Source organism: Acidaminococcus sp. AM33-14BH (assembly GCF_003603525.1).
GTDB lineage: Bacteria > Bacillota > Negativicutes > Acidaminococcales > Acidaminococcaceae > Acidaminococcus > Acidaminococcus intestini.
In genome coordinates this window covers 219048-234369 of sequence record NZ_QTNG01000001.1, presented here as the reverse complement: position 1 = coordinate 234369, position 15322 = coordinate 219048, and the positions used below count along the sequence as shown (strand labels likewise).

The following is a 15322-nucleotide window of genomic DNA, read 5'->3' as shown; positions in this document are numbered from 1 at the left end:
CCGTACGTGCTCGAACATGTGGAGGCCGCCAAACAGTCCTGCCCTGATCCGGCCGTGATGGTCGAGCAGCGCGTGGACTTCTCCCGCTGGGTGCGGCAGGGCTTCGACACGGCCGATGCGCTCATCATCGCGGACGGGACGCTGCACATCATCGACTTGAAGTATGGATCCGAGATCGAGGTGTCCGCCGAGGACAACCCGCAGCTCAAATGCTACGGCTTAGGTGCCCTGGACCAGTTCGGCGATCTCTACGACATCGACGAGGTCAGGCTCACCATCTACCAGCGGCGTCGTCAGAACGTGAGCGAGTGGCGGCTGCCTGCGTCGGACCTGCTCGCTTGGGCGGACACACTGCTGAAGCCTGCGGCGGACCTCACGTGGGACGGCAAGGGCGACTTCGCCGGCCGCCCGTGTTCTCGAATCGAGGTGAGATCGGTAGGCAAATTTCATATTTCCAAACTTCTGGAAAATCAACAAACTACTTTTGCCTTTCAGATAGCCTACAAAAGACGAAACGCTAATTTTGGGCGGGATACTTACCAACAGATGTACATGATCAGGGCAAATTTCACCTTCAAAAATTTCTACGCCCTTCCATTCACAAAGCTGTCGCTAGATGTCTCTTATTGCTAACCGTTTTTCCTCATAGAAAACTTTTCCACGATACTTTGGTGCAAACACAATATGATACTTACAATTCCACTTTGTGTGTGTTAAACTATGAACGACATGACTCTGCCCACTTGGCATGGCAGTGCACCTCCTAATCTTTTACTTTGCTTGACTGACAGGTCGACTGCATTGTACTTCATTAGGAGGTTTTTTTATAGCTATAAGCTTTCCGGAACCACGCCACTATGGCGTGGTTTTCAAAAGATACAAAAAGACCTTGCTGGGACTATTACCCATCAAGGTCCATGGAACGATATGGCTGCCACGTCATCAGGATATGCCGCGCACCCGTTTCACACTTTTCCAATGACCGTCTGTTGCCACCGGCATGAATCCCATGAAATGATGCTGCAACGGAAATCTTCCAGTATGGTTCAAGATGCCCCATATCAGGCAAGAATCATATCGATAAGCGTGCGGATATGGACATCCATCACATCCACAGTGGGGACGGGAAGAGGAAGATTCTTAAAGGCCAGGGGCAGTTCTGTACAGCCAAGGATAATGGCTTGGGCAGAGTGCCTTGTCAGCGTGTCCTCACAATAGGTCTTAAAAAATTGCTGGGTACTATCCTTTACAAGGCCAAGTTCCAATTCATTTTCAATATGATCATTGATTTGTTCCTGGATGTCTGGCTCCGGGACTAAGACATGGATACCCTGGCGTTCCAGTGGTTCCGTTACGAACGTGCCTGACATCGTCGGTTTCGTTCCCAGTAAAAGGACAGATGAAATTTTTTGTTTAAGCAGCGCTTGGGCCGTCGTATCAATCATGCTGATGACGGGGATGGGTGCCCGTTTCCTGATTTCATCAAGAACTACATGGGGCGTGATTCCTGTAAGGGCTGCAAACTCACAGCCTGCCCCAGCAAGATGCTGAAACCCTTCAAGAAGATATTCAGTGAGACCTTCCCGGTCATTTGAAGAAGCATACTGAAGAACGTCAAAAACACTCAGGCTCTCTATCGTCAGATAAGGAAATTTCCCCGTTTTTTTCTCAACCTGGGAGGTAATCGTTTTGTAATAGATAAGGGTTGATTCAGGGCCTGTTCCCCCAATAAGGCCTAATTTTTTCATGTTCTGATTCCTTTTCATTGATATTTGTTAGACGCATCAAACATTCATGGAGTAAAAGTAAGCAAAAAGGCCCATGGGATGCCTGCTTTTTAGATGATAGCCAGTCCAAGGCAATCATAGGACCCCTTTTTTCTCAATGAAGGGACAGATCCAGTTCCTTGATCCATTTTTTAAGGTCTTCTTCACTTACCGTCTTTTCAAATCGTCTGCCTTTCTTCCATTTGGCACCAGGAATCAGGGAGGCAAGGTTTTCCTCACTTTTTTCGATACCACTGGAACCGCTTGTGCAGAAGGGAATGATGGTCTTTCCTGTAAAGTCGAGACTTTCACTGAAAGTATCAATGCTGCGCGGCTCAATCCCCCACCAAATTGGATACCCTAGGAAAATGACTTTCACATCTTGGAAATGCTCAGGCGTTCCCCGCAGTTTAGGTCTGGCGGAGGCATCGTTTTGTTCCCGATTGGCCCGACTGTCCTTGACATTGTAGTCAAGGTCATCTTTGCTGTAGGGAATTTCCGGCGTAATTTCGTAAAGGGTGCCGCCCGTTAGGGCCGCAATTTTTTGGGCCACGGTCCGCGTATTTCCCGTCTGGGAAAAATAGGCAACAAGAACGTCCGGACGCCCTTTGGGTGAAGCTGCCTGCTCTGCGCCTGCCTTCTTGGTGGCCGCCTTTTCTTCGCCGCCGGCTGAAGCACAGCCGCCCATGTAGGCCAGAATAAAGCCCATTAAGAGGATGCCTGCTAGTTTCATGATTCGATTCATGATGATCCGTCCTTTCTTATACAGAAGCTGCCAGAAGCTTTTTCAGTGTGCCCTCACCGACACGGCCATTAAGGATCCGTCCTTCCATAAGGTCTGCATGAGGCCCTGCGGCAGGCTTCAATTTTTCCAACGTCTTTCCAAAACCACTGCCGCCGCTTGTGGCAAATAGGATGATTTTCTTATCACTGAAATCGTACGCCTTGAGGAAACTCGTGATGATTTTGGGAGCTTCATACCACCAAATCGGAAAGCCCAAAAAAATGACATCATAGGACGCGGGCGCAGCATTGTGGTCCAAAAGTTCCGGTAAAGGCGCCCCGGCCTTTTTTTCCAAAGATGACCGTGAACGAGGATCCATCCAGTCAAGGTCCTTGGCCGTGTAGGGCACTTTGGGGCGGATTTCGTAAAGATCCGCGTCAGCAGCCTCAGCAAGGGCTTTGGCAGCCTTTCGTGTCGTTCCAGTTGCACTGAAATAGGCAACGAGGATTTTTTTCATGGAAAGCACCTTCCTTCTCACAAAACCCTAACAGTTTCTACAAGAGGTTTTCTTGATGTATGATTCAAAAGAGGTCCGCCGCCTTCCCCTCTATAGCCTAAATCAAGAAGGAGCACAAGGTCTTCGTTTTCCGGAAGGGTCAAGGCCTTTTTGAGTTTTTCTGGATCAAAGAAATTGACCCAGCAGCTGTCGACTCCCACATTTTTTGCCGCAAGCATCATATGGACGCCCACAATCGAGGCATCTTCGGCCCCGGAATCGCGGGTATCTCCCGGATAATGGAAGACACTGTTCCGATCATAGGCTACGGCAAGGACAACAGGAGCCCCATAACGGCAGGGCGTTATGCTGTCAAGGGCCGCAAGGGCCTTGGGGGAAGTAAGGACGTAAACGCGCTGAGCCTGGGCATTTTTTGCCGTTGGGGCTAAGCGCCCCGCCTCAAGGATGGCTGTAAGGACACTCTCATCGATGGGACGGCCATCAAACTTTTTGCAGGAATATCGCTCTTTTATGAGATTCAAGAATTCCATGGCTATCGCACTCCTTTGAAATGAATCCTGACGCACTGTTAGCAAATACAGTATGTCACGCTTTTTAGGCAGGGTCAAGATGCCGCGCCATACCTTTTGAGCTCAGTCTTTCATGCTCAAAACGCAAAAAAATCACCCTGCCAAAGAGGCAGGGTGATTTCTTGATCAAAAGCTCCAGCGCAGTCCCACATCCCAGCTCCAGTTCTCATCGTAGCTGGAACCATCGCCCCGTTCAAGGTCGAAATAGGCCTGCAGACCGTCATTGATTTTATAGGCGCCGCCCAGTCCATAGGAGAACCAGGTATCGCCATAATCTTCATGGACGCGCAGCCGGTCCGTATCCACGGACATGACCGTCACATGGTTGCCGCCAAAGTCATGGTACCAGTTGGCTTTCGCATAGACCGTAACGCGCGGGCTTTCATACCCAGCCCGGGCTCCAATCCGTCCCAGGGCGGTGTTCATGCTTTCGCCTTCCACGTGCACCCCGTTCGAATCGGTGAAGGCATCATTCCGGAAGTGTCCCAGGACAACCTGGGCCTGCGGCTCCACAAACCAGCCCTTTTCGTCCTTTTTCTTGTAGCCATATTCGGCCCCGAAGGAAAAGCCCGTACTGTTCGACTGACCGTCAATGAATCGGCCAAGACCGGTATAACCAAATTCATTTTCATACCGTGACCCTTTGAGGCTGAGGTCAAGGTACTGCCCGTTTTTCCAGACCTGCGTATCGTAAAGGCCTAGGGTATAGCCCTTGAGGTCCCCTTTCCCTGACACGTAGGTTGCATCGCCATCAAGGTAGGCAAAGCCCACACCGATGACGTGCTCCTTCGTGTCCGTCTTCTTATGGAGCCAGTCGTAGCCCACTTCGTACTCATTATACTTGGAGTCAACAAGAAAATCGCTCTCGCGGCTGAATTTCTTGCCCTTGCCCCGAGCCCAGATCCCGTTATCCGTATTGTCCGTAAGGGACCCATCCGCTTCACCCATGCGGCGGAAGAGCGTATCCATGTCGCTTCTCCAAAGAAGGTAGTTGCCTCCCGTAATACCGCCAAGGTTCCGGACCACCGTCGTGTGGTGCCCTTCGTCATTTGTCGGAGCCTTCGTAAAGCCCTTGAGGTACCAATCGGTGCTGTAGCCGTCTGTCACGTTGTCGCTGGTACTTGCAAGTTCAAGGTTGTAGTAGTAGAGAGCCGCTTCCGTTTCCCCTTCGCTCGCAAAGGATCCCTGTTCCTCGCCAACGCTCGCAAGGACCGTTCCAAGGGCGCCGGACCAGGTATTGGACGTGCTGCTAAGATGCAGGGCCGTCGTTCCCGTATGGCTTCCCGTGACGTAGAGATGGTCGTTGCCCGTATTGGTCGACCCATCAGCGTCAAGATAGAGCGTTGCGCCGTCACCGGCAAAGGAACCTGCCGTCAGCGTCTCACCCAGCGTGCCGTCCATGAGGCTAATAGCTCCTCCCTCCGCGTTCAGGGTATTGACGGTAGAAGAATCTGTCAGGTTCCACGTGGCGCCGCTGCTAAGGGCAAGTGTCATCGTATCAGCATCGTCTGTCGTCTTACCTGTAAAGGTATGGCTGACAGTTGCCGCAAGAGTACCGCTATCGGAAGTCGTAAGGTCACCCGTAAGGGAGCCTGTAGTTAAGGTCAAATTGCCGCTATCCGTGGCCGAAGCATCTCCCGTATAAGTTCCGGAGAGCGTCGCCGTAACAACGCCTTTATCCGTGGCCGTAAGGTCACCTGTAAGGGTCTTTGTCACCCCGGCGCTGCCAATCGTAAGTGCAGCCCCATTTCCCGTAGCAACGGCGCCGTTCTGCAAGGTAATCGCCGAGCCATCAAGGGATACTTCTGTATCGGTCCCATCCCCTAATGAAACAGAAGCAACCGTACCAGCAAGGGTAAGGGACTCGGTCCTGATGCTTCCTAGGGCAATGGCACTTCCATAGAGTGCTGAAATTGGATACGGAGACACTTCTAGAATAGGCGTATCTCTCGTCAACAAAATTGTTGTTCCATCTACTACGAGGGAAGATTCTATCCCATATGTGCTCACAATTCCACTGAACGTCACCGTATCTCCCGTGACAGTCGTCAAGTTGCTTTTTTGGTGGTTTGGTGTTGTCTGCATAAGCAGCGCAGTATTTATGACGACTGATTCGGTATTCTCATCGCCAATGGTAACGGTTCCGCCATAATCGTGATAAATCGCAAAATGCTGATCATCATTTAGTCCAATGACAATCTCATTTCCCTTTAGGGTGAGGTCAGCATCCGTCACATCAATATCAGCCCCAACATCACCCCCAATGGTAACAGTTGCTGTAGTATCGTCACCAATCGTGACAATACTTCCATCGTATATATCAATAGATGGACTACTGTACAACATTCCGTCTAAATAGTAGCTACTATTGCCAATCGTGATGTCATTGCCGAGTATCGTTGTCTTTGTATTGACGGAATCAAAAAGAGTATCCACATAGACAGATTCTGTGCTTTTAGAACCAATCGTCAAGGCCCCACCCCTATAGGTATAGATGCGAGATTGTACAGCGATGGAAGATCCCAAAAGCTTCGTGCTAGCGTCACTGCCTACAGTCTGGATTGGGCCGTTTACGATTAAGGAATCCGTACTGTCCGAACCAATCACTAAGCTGCCGCCTTCATATTCAGTATCAAAGGTTTCTTTTGTTAATTTACCATTATAGATACCGTCTTCTGCCGTGACGGAAATAGTCTTTCCATAAAGCTCCAGCTTGGAGGCACCCCCACTAACAACAATGGACGAATCATCGCTGCTATTTTCCACATCGATTGCAAGGGACGTTGTACTATCGCTGCCGATTCGAACGGAAGCTCCCTCTTCCACATGAATCCCCCGCGTTTCGAGGTCATAATTATAAGTGACGCCATCTTCTCCAACTATATTATGGGTCAGGGAAATCGTGGAACCATCGACAGTGATGCTGCTGCCGGAATCAACAGCTCCAATCGGGCCTTTTATGGTAACCGTACCCGATGCATTTACAGCAAGGCTGCTGCGACCGTCCGCATAGAGCGTGTGATCCTCATCTCCCCCGCTTCCCGAATCAGCAGAAGGATTTGGGCTATAGTTCAAGGTCACATCGCCTGCATTTAGGGTAACGGAAGACGCCGCACCGTTATCTCCATCCGTTGACAGCACTTCTCCCGTTGTCGTAAGGGAAGTTGTATTTGCAGTCCCTATGGTAATGGTCGCTCCGTTGGTTGCTGTTACCGCTGCATAATCGTCCCCCTTATTGATGGTGATTTCTTTTGCATAAAGATTCACCTTACTCGTGTCCTCGGCAAGGATTTCCCCATTTGCCGTCAACCTGTCATAAGGTAAAGAGCTTGACCCAATCGTCACGACAGATCCTCCGCTGGCGTCGATGGCTCCCTCACCATCGGTGGTTCCTGATGGGGTAAAAGTAATCGTACCGCTCCCTGTCACGGTGACCTTAGCCTTATTTGTTGCATAAAGTTCGTCCAGTGTTTCATTGGACGAAGTCACGTCCGATGTTCCGCCATGATAGGAACTTGCAAAAGCTTCTCCCGACGCTAACGCGAAGAGGACGGCCGCCGATAAAAGTACTTTTTTCTTATGGGATAAATACATCATCATCATTCCTCCTTGAATGTTTCTGCCAAAGTGAGAAAAAATATGTCCTCAAATCAATGCCATCTGTTGTCACACTGTGCCCATATCCCCCAAGGGAAAAGGGGACCGAATGAAAATGGGGTTTTGCGCACCACCTTTCCAACTCATATCTGTTTCTACAGGAAAAAGCCTTTTTTACCGAAACCCCAGAAAAAATGCCTACCCCTCTTCCAGACATCCCAAAGAACGATTCCATAAGAAGACATGGCAAGTTTGGTTCGTTATAAATTATTTGATTTATCTCTCTATTCTTCCCATCCATTCCTATATTTGGTATCATTTTATCAGATAATGATTATTTTTTCCTATCAAAAATAAGATTTCTTTGTAAACAAGATGACTATTTTTAATTTATGTAATAATTGTTACATAAATTGCGATTTTTAGTTCCCAAAAGGATGATTTCCTAGCCACAGCAAATATAGGCGAAGGGGGCAGAAGCTCCAGCGCAGTCCCACATCCCGGCTCCATTTCTCATCGTAGTTGGAACCGTGCCCCTTTCAAGGTCGAAATAGGCCTGTAGGATGCATTTTACCTCATAGGGGCCGCCCACATAATAAAAACAGCCTCTCCCGATTCGAAGGGAAAAGGCTGTCGATTAGGTAACCATTGATTACATGAGGAAATTCTTCAATAAGCGATATAACGTCTCACAAACGGAGGGGTCAAAGGATAAGCCCCGTTCGTTATTATTGGAGATGATGCGGACAAACGCGCAGGGAACACGGAAACGTTTAGCAGTCATCCAAACTGCAGCGGCTTCCATTTCCTCGCAGAGGGCTCCCGTTTTTTCCCGTATGCGCCTGATCTGTTCAGACGCCTCGTTCCATTGATCACTTGAGGCGATGATGCCCGTGCGGTAGGAAGCGCCGCTTTTTTTGAGAAAAGCCTCCAGTATATATCGGAGCCTTTCATCCGTCTCAAGAAGCGGCGGCACATCGGGGAAGTCCATGGCAGCCACGGACTCGTGTTCAAGGCTGCCAAGCTCCATGAAACGCAGGAGGCCATCACGCCCCAGATAGCGGGCGTTGGCATTATAAAGGGCACTTGCCAGCACCACGTCACCTACAGCAAGGTCGCCGTAACCGCCGGCCGTACCTTGGTTCACGATAAGGGAGGGCTGATAAAGAGCGCAGGCAAGAGCCGTTGCTGCACCAGCCGCGGCCGTGCCGATGCCGGTCTGCAAAATGATCAGGGGACGCGTGCCAAAGGTTCCTCGCCAAAAGAAAAAATCCCCATACACTTCAAGTTCAGCCCCTTTGAGGCGCTTGATGAAAGGAGCCACTTCCATTTCCATGGCGCCTTGGAGGACGATAGGTCCCTTCCCTTCTCTCAAAGATGTAAGTCTGGCATCAGACATGGGTTACTCCAAGGTCATGGCAAAGACCGTATTGACCGTAACGCTCACTTCATAAGGTTGGGGCGCAATATTCGTTTCCGGTGCGGTGCTGTCGCTTGCAGTTTTTGCCATCATGAGAAGACGGGGAGAAGCGCCGAGGGTAAAGTTCGATTCACTGACACTGGCCTGACGCAGGACGCCAAGTCCCCGTCCCCCCGCATTGGCGATGGTCTGGGCACTCTGGCGGGCATTTGTGACCGCTTCCGTCATGAGCTGACGGCGATAGACGGACTCATTCTGGAGACCATAGGAAAGGGATTCCACCCGGTTCACACCAGTTGAAAGCACACCGTCAACAACGGTTCCCAAGTCATTAAGATTCTTGACCTTGGCAGACCAAGAGGAATAGAGGCGATAGCCCGTCAGTTTCTGGCGTCCATTTTTTTCATAGGTATAAGTCGGTGCAACGGTGTAGCGCGTCGTTGCCCTATCAGCACTGGAAATCCCCAGGGCCGTAAGTTTGGCTAGAACCTTTGTTGACATTTGAGCGCCGCTGGCGCGGACGGCTTCAACCGTATCTCCCGTAGTTTCATAGGAAAACGTGACCGTTGCCATATCGGGTGCCACCATTTTGCGGGCCGTTCCCGTCACGGCAACCGTATCAAGAGGCTGCTCGGCATGAACCGTGGGAAGGCCAGTACTGAAAACACAGAGAAGAAGTGCGGCAGATGCTAAGAATTTTTTCACTTTGATTCACCTCATTACATTTGATGGCCTTATTATACCATGAGGGAGTGAAAAGAGGGTGAACTCTTTAACCAACGTGGTTGAAACAAAAGGGCAAAATTCCTGAGCATGGATTTTCCCTTTTGAATCTCTTGGGATCTGCCAGCTTTTTCCAAAAAGCAAAAGCCCCACAAACGATTCCATATCGTTCATAGGGGCGTTTTGACGGATTCAATTCGATTGCCTTGGATCAGGATCTGGAACGGTTTCGTTCATATCGATCCCACGCAGGGCAATCATGACAGCGCTCGCCATGGCATTTTTCCATACGGGCTCGCTGACGTTCAACAACTTCTTGGGCAATGGATTCGAGGGTGATGTGCTTCAATTCTTCCCGACAGGCGCGGTTCATCTCTTCATAAAGCCGGTCAAAGACAAGGGACATCCCGCTTGATATGAAGCAGTCCATATCTTCCGTCCCGCTCCGCCATTTGGTATCGACAAAGGAAATGCCGAGACCATCCGCAATGGTAAGAAGCGTCGCCTTTTCAGTGCCCGATACAGCAGCATAACCGCCGACATGACCTTCCTTGGTTTCAACAAGGCCCAATTTCTTTAATTTTCCCATGATCTTACGGACCCTGACGGGATTCGTACAGATATTGCGTGCCAGTTCATCACTGGAGACCAAAGTGCCCAAATGGGTCAGATAAACCAAGGCATGAACAGCCACAATGAAATCACTTTTCACTCACATGACTCCTTTTATACAAAAAGGAAATGGACACTCCATCCCCTCAGGCAGCCGCTTGGGCCGCTTTTTTAACCAGAACGGAAATACCTTAGAGAACTCCTTTTTCCTTCAGCCAGTCAGCGACAGCTTCTTTCGTCGGCGGGTTGACGAGGAGTTCACTATAGGTCCCCTTGCTGACGAGCATCAGGCTCGGAATGACTTCAATGTGGAACTGACGGGCCAGGGCTTCGTCATCATCGATGTTGACACCTGCAAAATCGACTTTATCATCGATTTCCATGGCTAGCTCACCCAGAGCAGGTTTCAATTTTGCACAGTATTTGCACCAAGGAGCAGAAAATCCTACGACTACAGGTTTCTTGCTCTTTACCACTTCGTTTTCAAAAGTTTCACCAGTAATCATTTTAAATGCCATATCAAACACTCCTTTATGACAAGAGATCCATAAGGACCGATGGAGAATGATTTCTTTGATTACTGTAATTTTATCTACTACAGTTTGGTTTGTCAAGATTGCATTTTTGGGGCATCAGAAAAGAGACTGAAGCCACTTGCCGCAATCAGAGTGAACGCGGCCGCTTCGATGCAGCAGGAAGTCCAGCTTGACGTTTCCGGTTTTGCCGCTTACCTACATCAAGCAAGCAGAAAGAAAGGAAGAAGCGAAAATAGACAAACGTCCATTATTCCCTAAGGCGAAACCTTCCATTGGATAATAAGGTCAAGAGCCCATTGCTTTAACAAGTACTTGTCTAAAGCAATGGGCTCACATCCTGCATCAAATCCGGTTTCTTGTGCTGGCTCGGCTCACGGTCCTCATCACCGATCAAAAAGTGCATCCACAAAGACTTTCGGATCAAAGGGCCGGAAGTCCATCATACCTTCTCCGATACCAATCCATTTGACGTCAAGGCCCAGTTCTTCCTTGATGGCAACAACGACACCGCCTTTGGCCGTACCGTCGAGTTTTGTCAGGACAACCCCCGTAACATGAGCGGTCTCCAAGAAAATCTTGGCCTGGGTGATGGCGTTCTGCCCAGTCGTTGCATCTAGGACAAGAAGCGTTTCATGGGGTCCATCGGGCACTTCCTTGCGGATGACACGGTACATCTTGTCAAGTTCTTTCATGAGGTTCGTCTTGTTATGGAGACGGCCTGCCGTATCGACAAAAAGGACATCTATATGGCGAGCCATGGCTGCTTTTACCCCATCATAGACGACGGCAGCCGGGTCTGCCCCGATGTCCCCATGGCTGATGACAGGGACCTGCGCCTTTTCGCCCCAAATCTTAAGCTGCTCCACTGCACCGGCACGGAACGTGTCAGCAGCCGCACACATGACTTTATAGCCCATGAGGCGATAATAGTTGGCAAGCTTTCCAATGGTCGTTGTCTTTCCCACGCCATTTACTCCTACAACAAGGACGATGGTGGGATGGCCCTTGAAATTCATGCGCGGACCTTTGACGGTGAGCATGTCAGCGATGTACTGTTTGATAAAAGGCAGGGCTTCAGCGGGCGACTTGATTTCCCGCGTTGCTGCCGCTTTTCTCAGGGCCTGCATGATCTTTTCCGTCGTCTTGATGCCTACGTCGCCTGCAACGAGGATCATTTCGAGCTCATCCATGAAGTCCTCGTCCAGATCAACACTGATCCCGACCAGGTCTTCCATGCGCTCTGTAAAATTCTTGCGGGTCTTTTCAAGGCCCTGACGTAACTCTTCAACAAAACTCATGAAGCGGCCACCTCCGATAGTTTAACGGATAGGACACGGGAGACGCCGGATTCACTCATGGTGACGCCGTGCAGCGTGTCCGCAGCTTCCATCGTGCCTTTACGATGGGTGATGATGATAAATTGGGTCCGTTTTCCATAGTCCCGAAGGAACTCAGCAAAACGATCGATATTGGTTTCGTCAAGAGGCGCGTCGATTTCATCAAGGATGACAAAAGGCGCCGGATGATAGGAAAGAAGAGCAAAAAGCAAGGCAATGACGGTAAGGGCCCGCTCCCCGCCAGAAAAAAGGGATAGGTTCCGCATCTTTTTCCCTGGCGGCTGGGCTTCAATGTCGATGCCCGTTTCGAGAAGGTTCTCTTCATTTTGGATGACAAGACGTGCCTTCCCACCGCCAAAGAGCTTCTCATAGCACTTGCCAAAATACTCGTTGATTTTGTCAAAGGCTTCTCGGAATCGTTTGGTCATATCTGAATTGATTCCACTGATGACAAGTTCAAGCTGCTTTTTCGCAGTCACCATATCATCGTACTGTTTGGTGAGGAATTCATACCGTTCCTTTGCCGCTTGGTAATCCTCTTCAGCCGCAAGGTTCACAGGCCCCAGGTCCTCAATCTTTTGAGCAAGGAGAATTTCTTCTTTCTTGAGGGCTCCTTCCCCGATATCAGTCAGGGCTTTTTCCCGGGCTTCCTCCACGGACAGCTTGAAATTATCAGCTAAGATTCCTGCCGTGCTTTCCATTTCAGAGGTTTTTCTTACGCTGTCCATCTCGACTTGATGCCGCTTTTCCTTGAGGCCTTCCAGGCGTTCCTGAAGCTTGCGGGCATTTTCAAGAAGGATGTCACGGCCCTCTTCATAGCCCTTTCGCGTCTTTATAAAGGCCTGGGTCTTTTCATCCGTCCCTTCAAGGCTCTTGTCAAAGGCCTTGATTTTTTCCTCAAGGGCCGCAATGGTCCCTTCTGATTTTTTCAGCATGGCTTCGGTCTTTTCGATTTCAGCCACTTCGTTCAGGCGATCCTTTTCGGCTTTGGCACTGCGCTCGTCGATTTCTGCCATGCGGCTTTCAAGGGATGTGATCTGCGTTTTGAGGGTGTTATAGGAAATGATGACATCCTGATATTTTTGGTTCAACGTCTCAAGGCGAAGCTTGTCCTTTTGGAGGGTTTCTTCCTGGCTGCGGGCTTCTTCCCGCTTCTGTGAATCTGCCTCCTCAAGGGTCTTTACCTGGGGTTCAAGGCTCTTGATTTTTTCAGTTATGGCAAGATAGGCCTTCGCTGCTTCCGTTTTTTCATCGGAAAGAAGGAGGAGACTTTCATTCTTTTCACCCAATTCCTTTTGGGCCTGTTCCACTTGGGCGGACAGGGTTGCCATGGAAACAGCCAGTTTCTGGTAGGTATCGGCACACTGATTGCGGTCAATGACTGCATCCTGTTCCTGATGAAGGACTTCCTGGAGGGCTTGGTTAAGTCCTGCCAACTCTTTTTCCAATTGGGCCCGTTCCTTTTGGTGCGTTTCAAGTTCCTGATGGCGGGAAAGGAAACTCCTGCGATTTTCTTTTTCACCGCCTGCAAGGGACCCACCGGAATAGATGACGTCCCCTTCAAGGGTTACGACGCGAACGCGCATATCGGCCCGTTTAGCCGCATCTAGGGCCTGATCCAGGGTTTCAGCCACAAGGACCTGTCCCAGAAGAAAATCCACAGCCGGCATAAGGTCCGCATCGACCGAAACGAGACTTGAGGCAAGGCCGATGATACCAGGTGCCTTGAGGGCTTCTTTTTCCTTAGGGGAAAGGCTGCGGGGCCGGATGGTATCAAGGGGCAGAAAAGTCGCCCGCCCTCCTTTTTGGCTCTTAAGGTGACGGATGGCCTCCTTGGCCGTTTGGGCATCACGGGTAATGATGTTCTGCAGAGCCCCGCCAAGCGCCGTTTCAATGGCCGTTACATAGCGACCTTCGACATGGAGCAGCTCGCCCACAACGCCGCAGATTCCGCTGCGCCAGCCTGCTTTTGATTGAAGGATGGTCTTGACCCCGCGGCTGAAGCCATCATGGTCCCGTTCCATATTTTGGATGACCTGGATGCGGGCTTTCTTTTCACTCAGCTGCCTTTCCTTAGCGGCCACGGCCTTTTTGGCTTCTTCCAAACGAGCCGCAAGCTCATCAAGACGGGCTTTGGCAGCCGTGCCCTTTTCCTTGACACGCTCCTGCTGGTTTTTTGCGTCTGTAAGGGCTGTACTGCCGTTTGCCAGGCGTTCTGCCGCACTTTTTACCTCATCTTCAGCAAGGTCCATTTTTTCCTTCATCTGGGCCAGGCGGCGATGGAGCTGTTCTTCGTCCTGATGGGCGGCGTTAAGGTCATTGCGCAGCGTTACAAGTTCCCGCATACGTTCAAAATTTTCGTTTTGGGCATCTTCCCTACGCTTTTCACTTGCTGCCACAAGGCGCGTCAGTTCATCCTTTTCCTTTTCCGTACGGGAAAGGGACGCCTTCACTGCCTGATACTTTGCCTCTTCCTCATCATAGGTGCCCGTGAGGAGGGCCAGGTTTTCCTGATTTGCTTCGATGTCCTTTTCAAGACGCGCCACGACGCCCTGCATCTGCTCGATTTGGATCTTTCCTTGACGCATCCGCTCACGATAAACGCTCGCTTCACTGACGCACTGGCTGCGCGCTTCCTGTTTTTTGCGCACACCTACCTGATAGGCGCCAAAAGAAGCCTCATGAGCCTGGAGCTCCTTATTTTTGGCATCGATTTCAGATTGGAGCTTAGCCGCCTCTTCGTCAAGGCGTCTTTCCTCTTTCCCCCACCCTTCAAGACGCGCTTCAATATCGCCCTTTTCCTTTTCCAGGTGGTCCAGCCTGCGCACAAGCTGCGTTACACGCACCAATTCATAGCGAGCATCCAGTTCCTTATAGGTACGAACCTTTTCCGCTGCCTTTTCAAGGGGCTTCAGCTGGCTGGAAATTTCCGTCTGGATATCGTGGATCCGCAGGAGGTTTCCTGCCGTATCATCGAGCTTTCGCAGGGCCTCTTTTTTACGGAGACGATATTTGGCAATGCCTGCCGTTTCCTCAAAAATGGTACGCCGGTCTTCGGGACGGCTGTTTAGGATCTCATCAATCTTGTTCTGGCCGATGATGGAAAGCGACCCGCGCCCCAACCCCGTATCGGCAAGGAGATTTACAATATCCTTTAACCGACAGTTCTTGCCGTTGATGGCATATTCACTTTCACCGCTGCGATATACGCGGCGGCGGATACTGACTTCATCAAAGTCCACCGGAAGATCATGATCACGATTGTCAAAAACAAGGGTCACATCGGCCATGCCCAAGGGCCGGCGGGCACTGCTGCCGGCAAAGATGACATCTTCCATCTTGGTCCCGCGCAGGTACTTGATGCTCTGTTCACCCATGACCCAGCGGATGGCATCGGAAATATTGCTCTTGCCGCTGCCATTTGGCCCAACAATGGCCGTGATCCCATTTTCGAAATTGACATTGACCTTATCGGCAAAGGACTTGAAGCCATGGGCTTCAAATGACTTTAATCGCACGTA

Annotated in this window: 11 protein-coding genes and 2 pseudogenes; 1 reads left to right on the top strand and 12 read right to left on the bottom strand. The window is 50.4% G+C overall.

Going from position 1 to position 15322, the window contains the following annotated elements; genetic code table 11:
• Nucleotides 1-57 precede the first annotated feature (57 nt).
• Nucleotides 58-357, top strand: a pseudogene (locus DW817_RS10755) (DUF2800 domain-containing protein); the annotation flags it as partial.
• 78 nt (nucleotides 358-435) lie between these two features.
• Here DW817_RS10755 and tnpA read toward each other — a convergent pair.
• The 12 genes and pseudogenes from tnpA to smc all read right to left on the bottom strand — a co-directional run.
• Nucleotides 436-750: pseudogene (gene tnpA, locus DW817_RS10750) on the bottom strand (IS200/IS605 family transposase); the annotation flags it as partial.
• A gap of 311 nt (nucleotides 751-1061) precedes the next feature.
• Nucleotides 1062-1748: an aspartate/glutamate racemase family protein gene (locus DW817_RS01155; RefSeq protein WP_021736765.1), complete on the bottom strand. Its 687-nt coding sequence runs from the start codon at nucleotides 1746-1748 to the stop codon at nucleotides 1062-1064.
• 133 nt (nucleotides 1749-1881) lie between these two features.
• Nucleotides 1882-2511, bottom strand: a complete 630-nt coding sequence (locus tag DW817_RS01150) for a flavodoxin (RefSeq protein WP_120110456.1) — start codon at nucleotides 2509-2511, stop codon at nucleotides 1882-1884.
• A 16-nt stretch (nucleotides 2512-2527) separates the two neighbouring features.
• Nucleotides 2528-3007: a flavodoxin gene (locus tag DW817_RS01145; protein WP_016459678.1), complete on the bottom strand. Its 480-nt coding sequence runs from the start codon at nucleotides 3005-3007 to the stop codon at nucleotides 2528-2530.
• Nucleotides 3008-3024: 17 nt separating this feature from the next.
• Nucleotides 3025-3537 carry a nitroreductase family protein gene (locus tag DW817_RS01140; protein ID WP_009015528.1) on the bottom strand — a complete coding sequence of 171 codons (513 nt, stop codon included), beginning with the start codon at nucleotides 3535-3537 and terminating at the stop codon, nucleotides 3025-3027.
• A 165-nt stretch (nucleotides 3538-3702) separates the two neighbouring features.
• Nucleotides 3703-7179: an autotransporter outer membrane beta-barrel domain-containing protein gene (locus DW817_RS10745; protein WP_243634029.1), complete on the bottom strand. Its 3477-nt coding sequence runs from the start codon at nucleotides 7177-7179 to the stop codon at nucleotides 3703-3705.
• 646 nt (nucleotides 7180-7825) lie between these two features.
• The gene (locus DW817_RS01125) at nucleotides 7826-8572 is read right to left on the bottom strand and encodes a 5'-methylthioadenosine/S-adenosylhomocysteine nucleosidase (protein WP_120110449.1); all 747 of its coding nucleotides are present in this window, start codon (nucleotides 8570-8572) and stop codon (nucleotides 7826-7828) included.
• 3 nt (nucleotides 8573-8575) lie between these two features.
• A complete protein-coding gene (locus tag DW817_RS01120; protein ID WP_009015573.1) occupies nucleotides 8576-9298 on the bottom strand; it encodes an SIMPL domain-containing protein in 723 nt (240 codons plus the stop codon).
• A gap of 229 nt (nucleotides 9299-9527) precedes the next feature.
• A complete protein-coding gene (locus tag DW817_RS01115) occupies nucleotides 9528-10028 on the bottom strand; it encodes an Rrf2 family transcriptional regulator (protein WP_021736450.1) in 501 nt (166 codons plus the stop codon).
• A gap of 91 nt (nucleotides 10029-10119) precedes the next feature.
• The gene (locus tag DW817_RS01110) at nucleotides 10120-10446 is read right to left on the bottom strand and encodes a co-chaperone YbbN (protein WP_009015575.1); all 327 of its coding nucleotides are present in this window, start codon (nucleotides 10444-10446) and stop codon (nucleotides 10120-10122) included.
• A 401-nt stretch (nucleotides 10447-10847) separates the two neighbouring features.
• On the bottom strand, nucleotides 10848-11762 hold the full coding sequence (gene ftsY, locus DW817_RS01100) for a signal recognition particle-docking protein FtsY (RefSeq protein ID WP_009015576.1): 915 nt from the start codon (nucleotides 11760-11762) through the stop codon (nucleotides 10848-10850).
• Nucleotides 11759-15319 (bottom strand): chromosome segregation protein SMC, encoded by a 3561-nt coding sequence (gene smc, locus DW817_RS01095; RefSeq protein ID WP_120110443.1) that lies wholly within the window; start codon nucleotides 15317-15319, stop codon nucleotides 11759-11761. Before smc ends, ftsY begins: the two co-directional genes overlap by 4 nt.
• Nucleotides 15320-15322 lie beyond the last annotated feature (3 nt).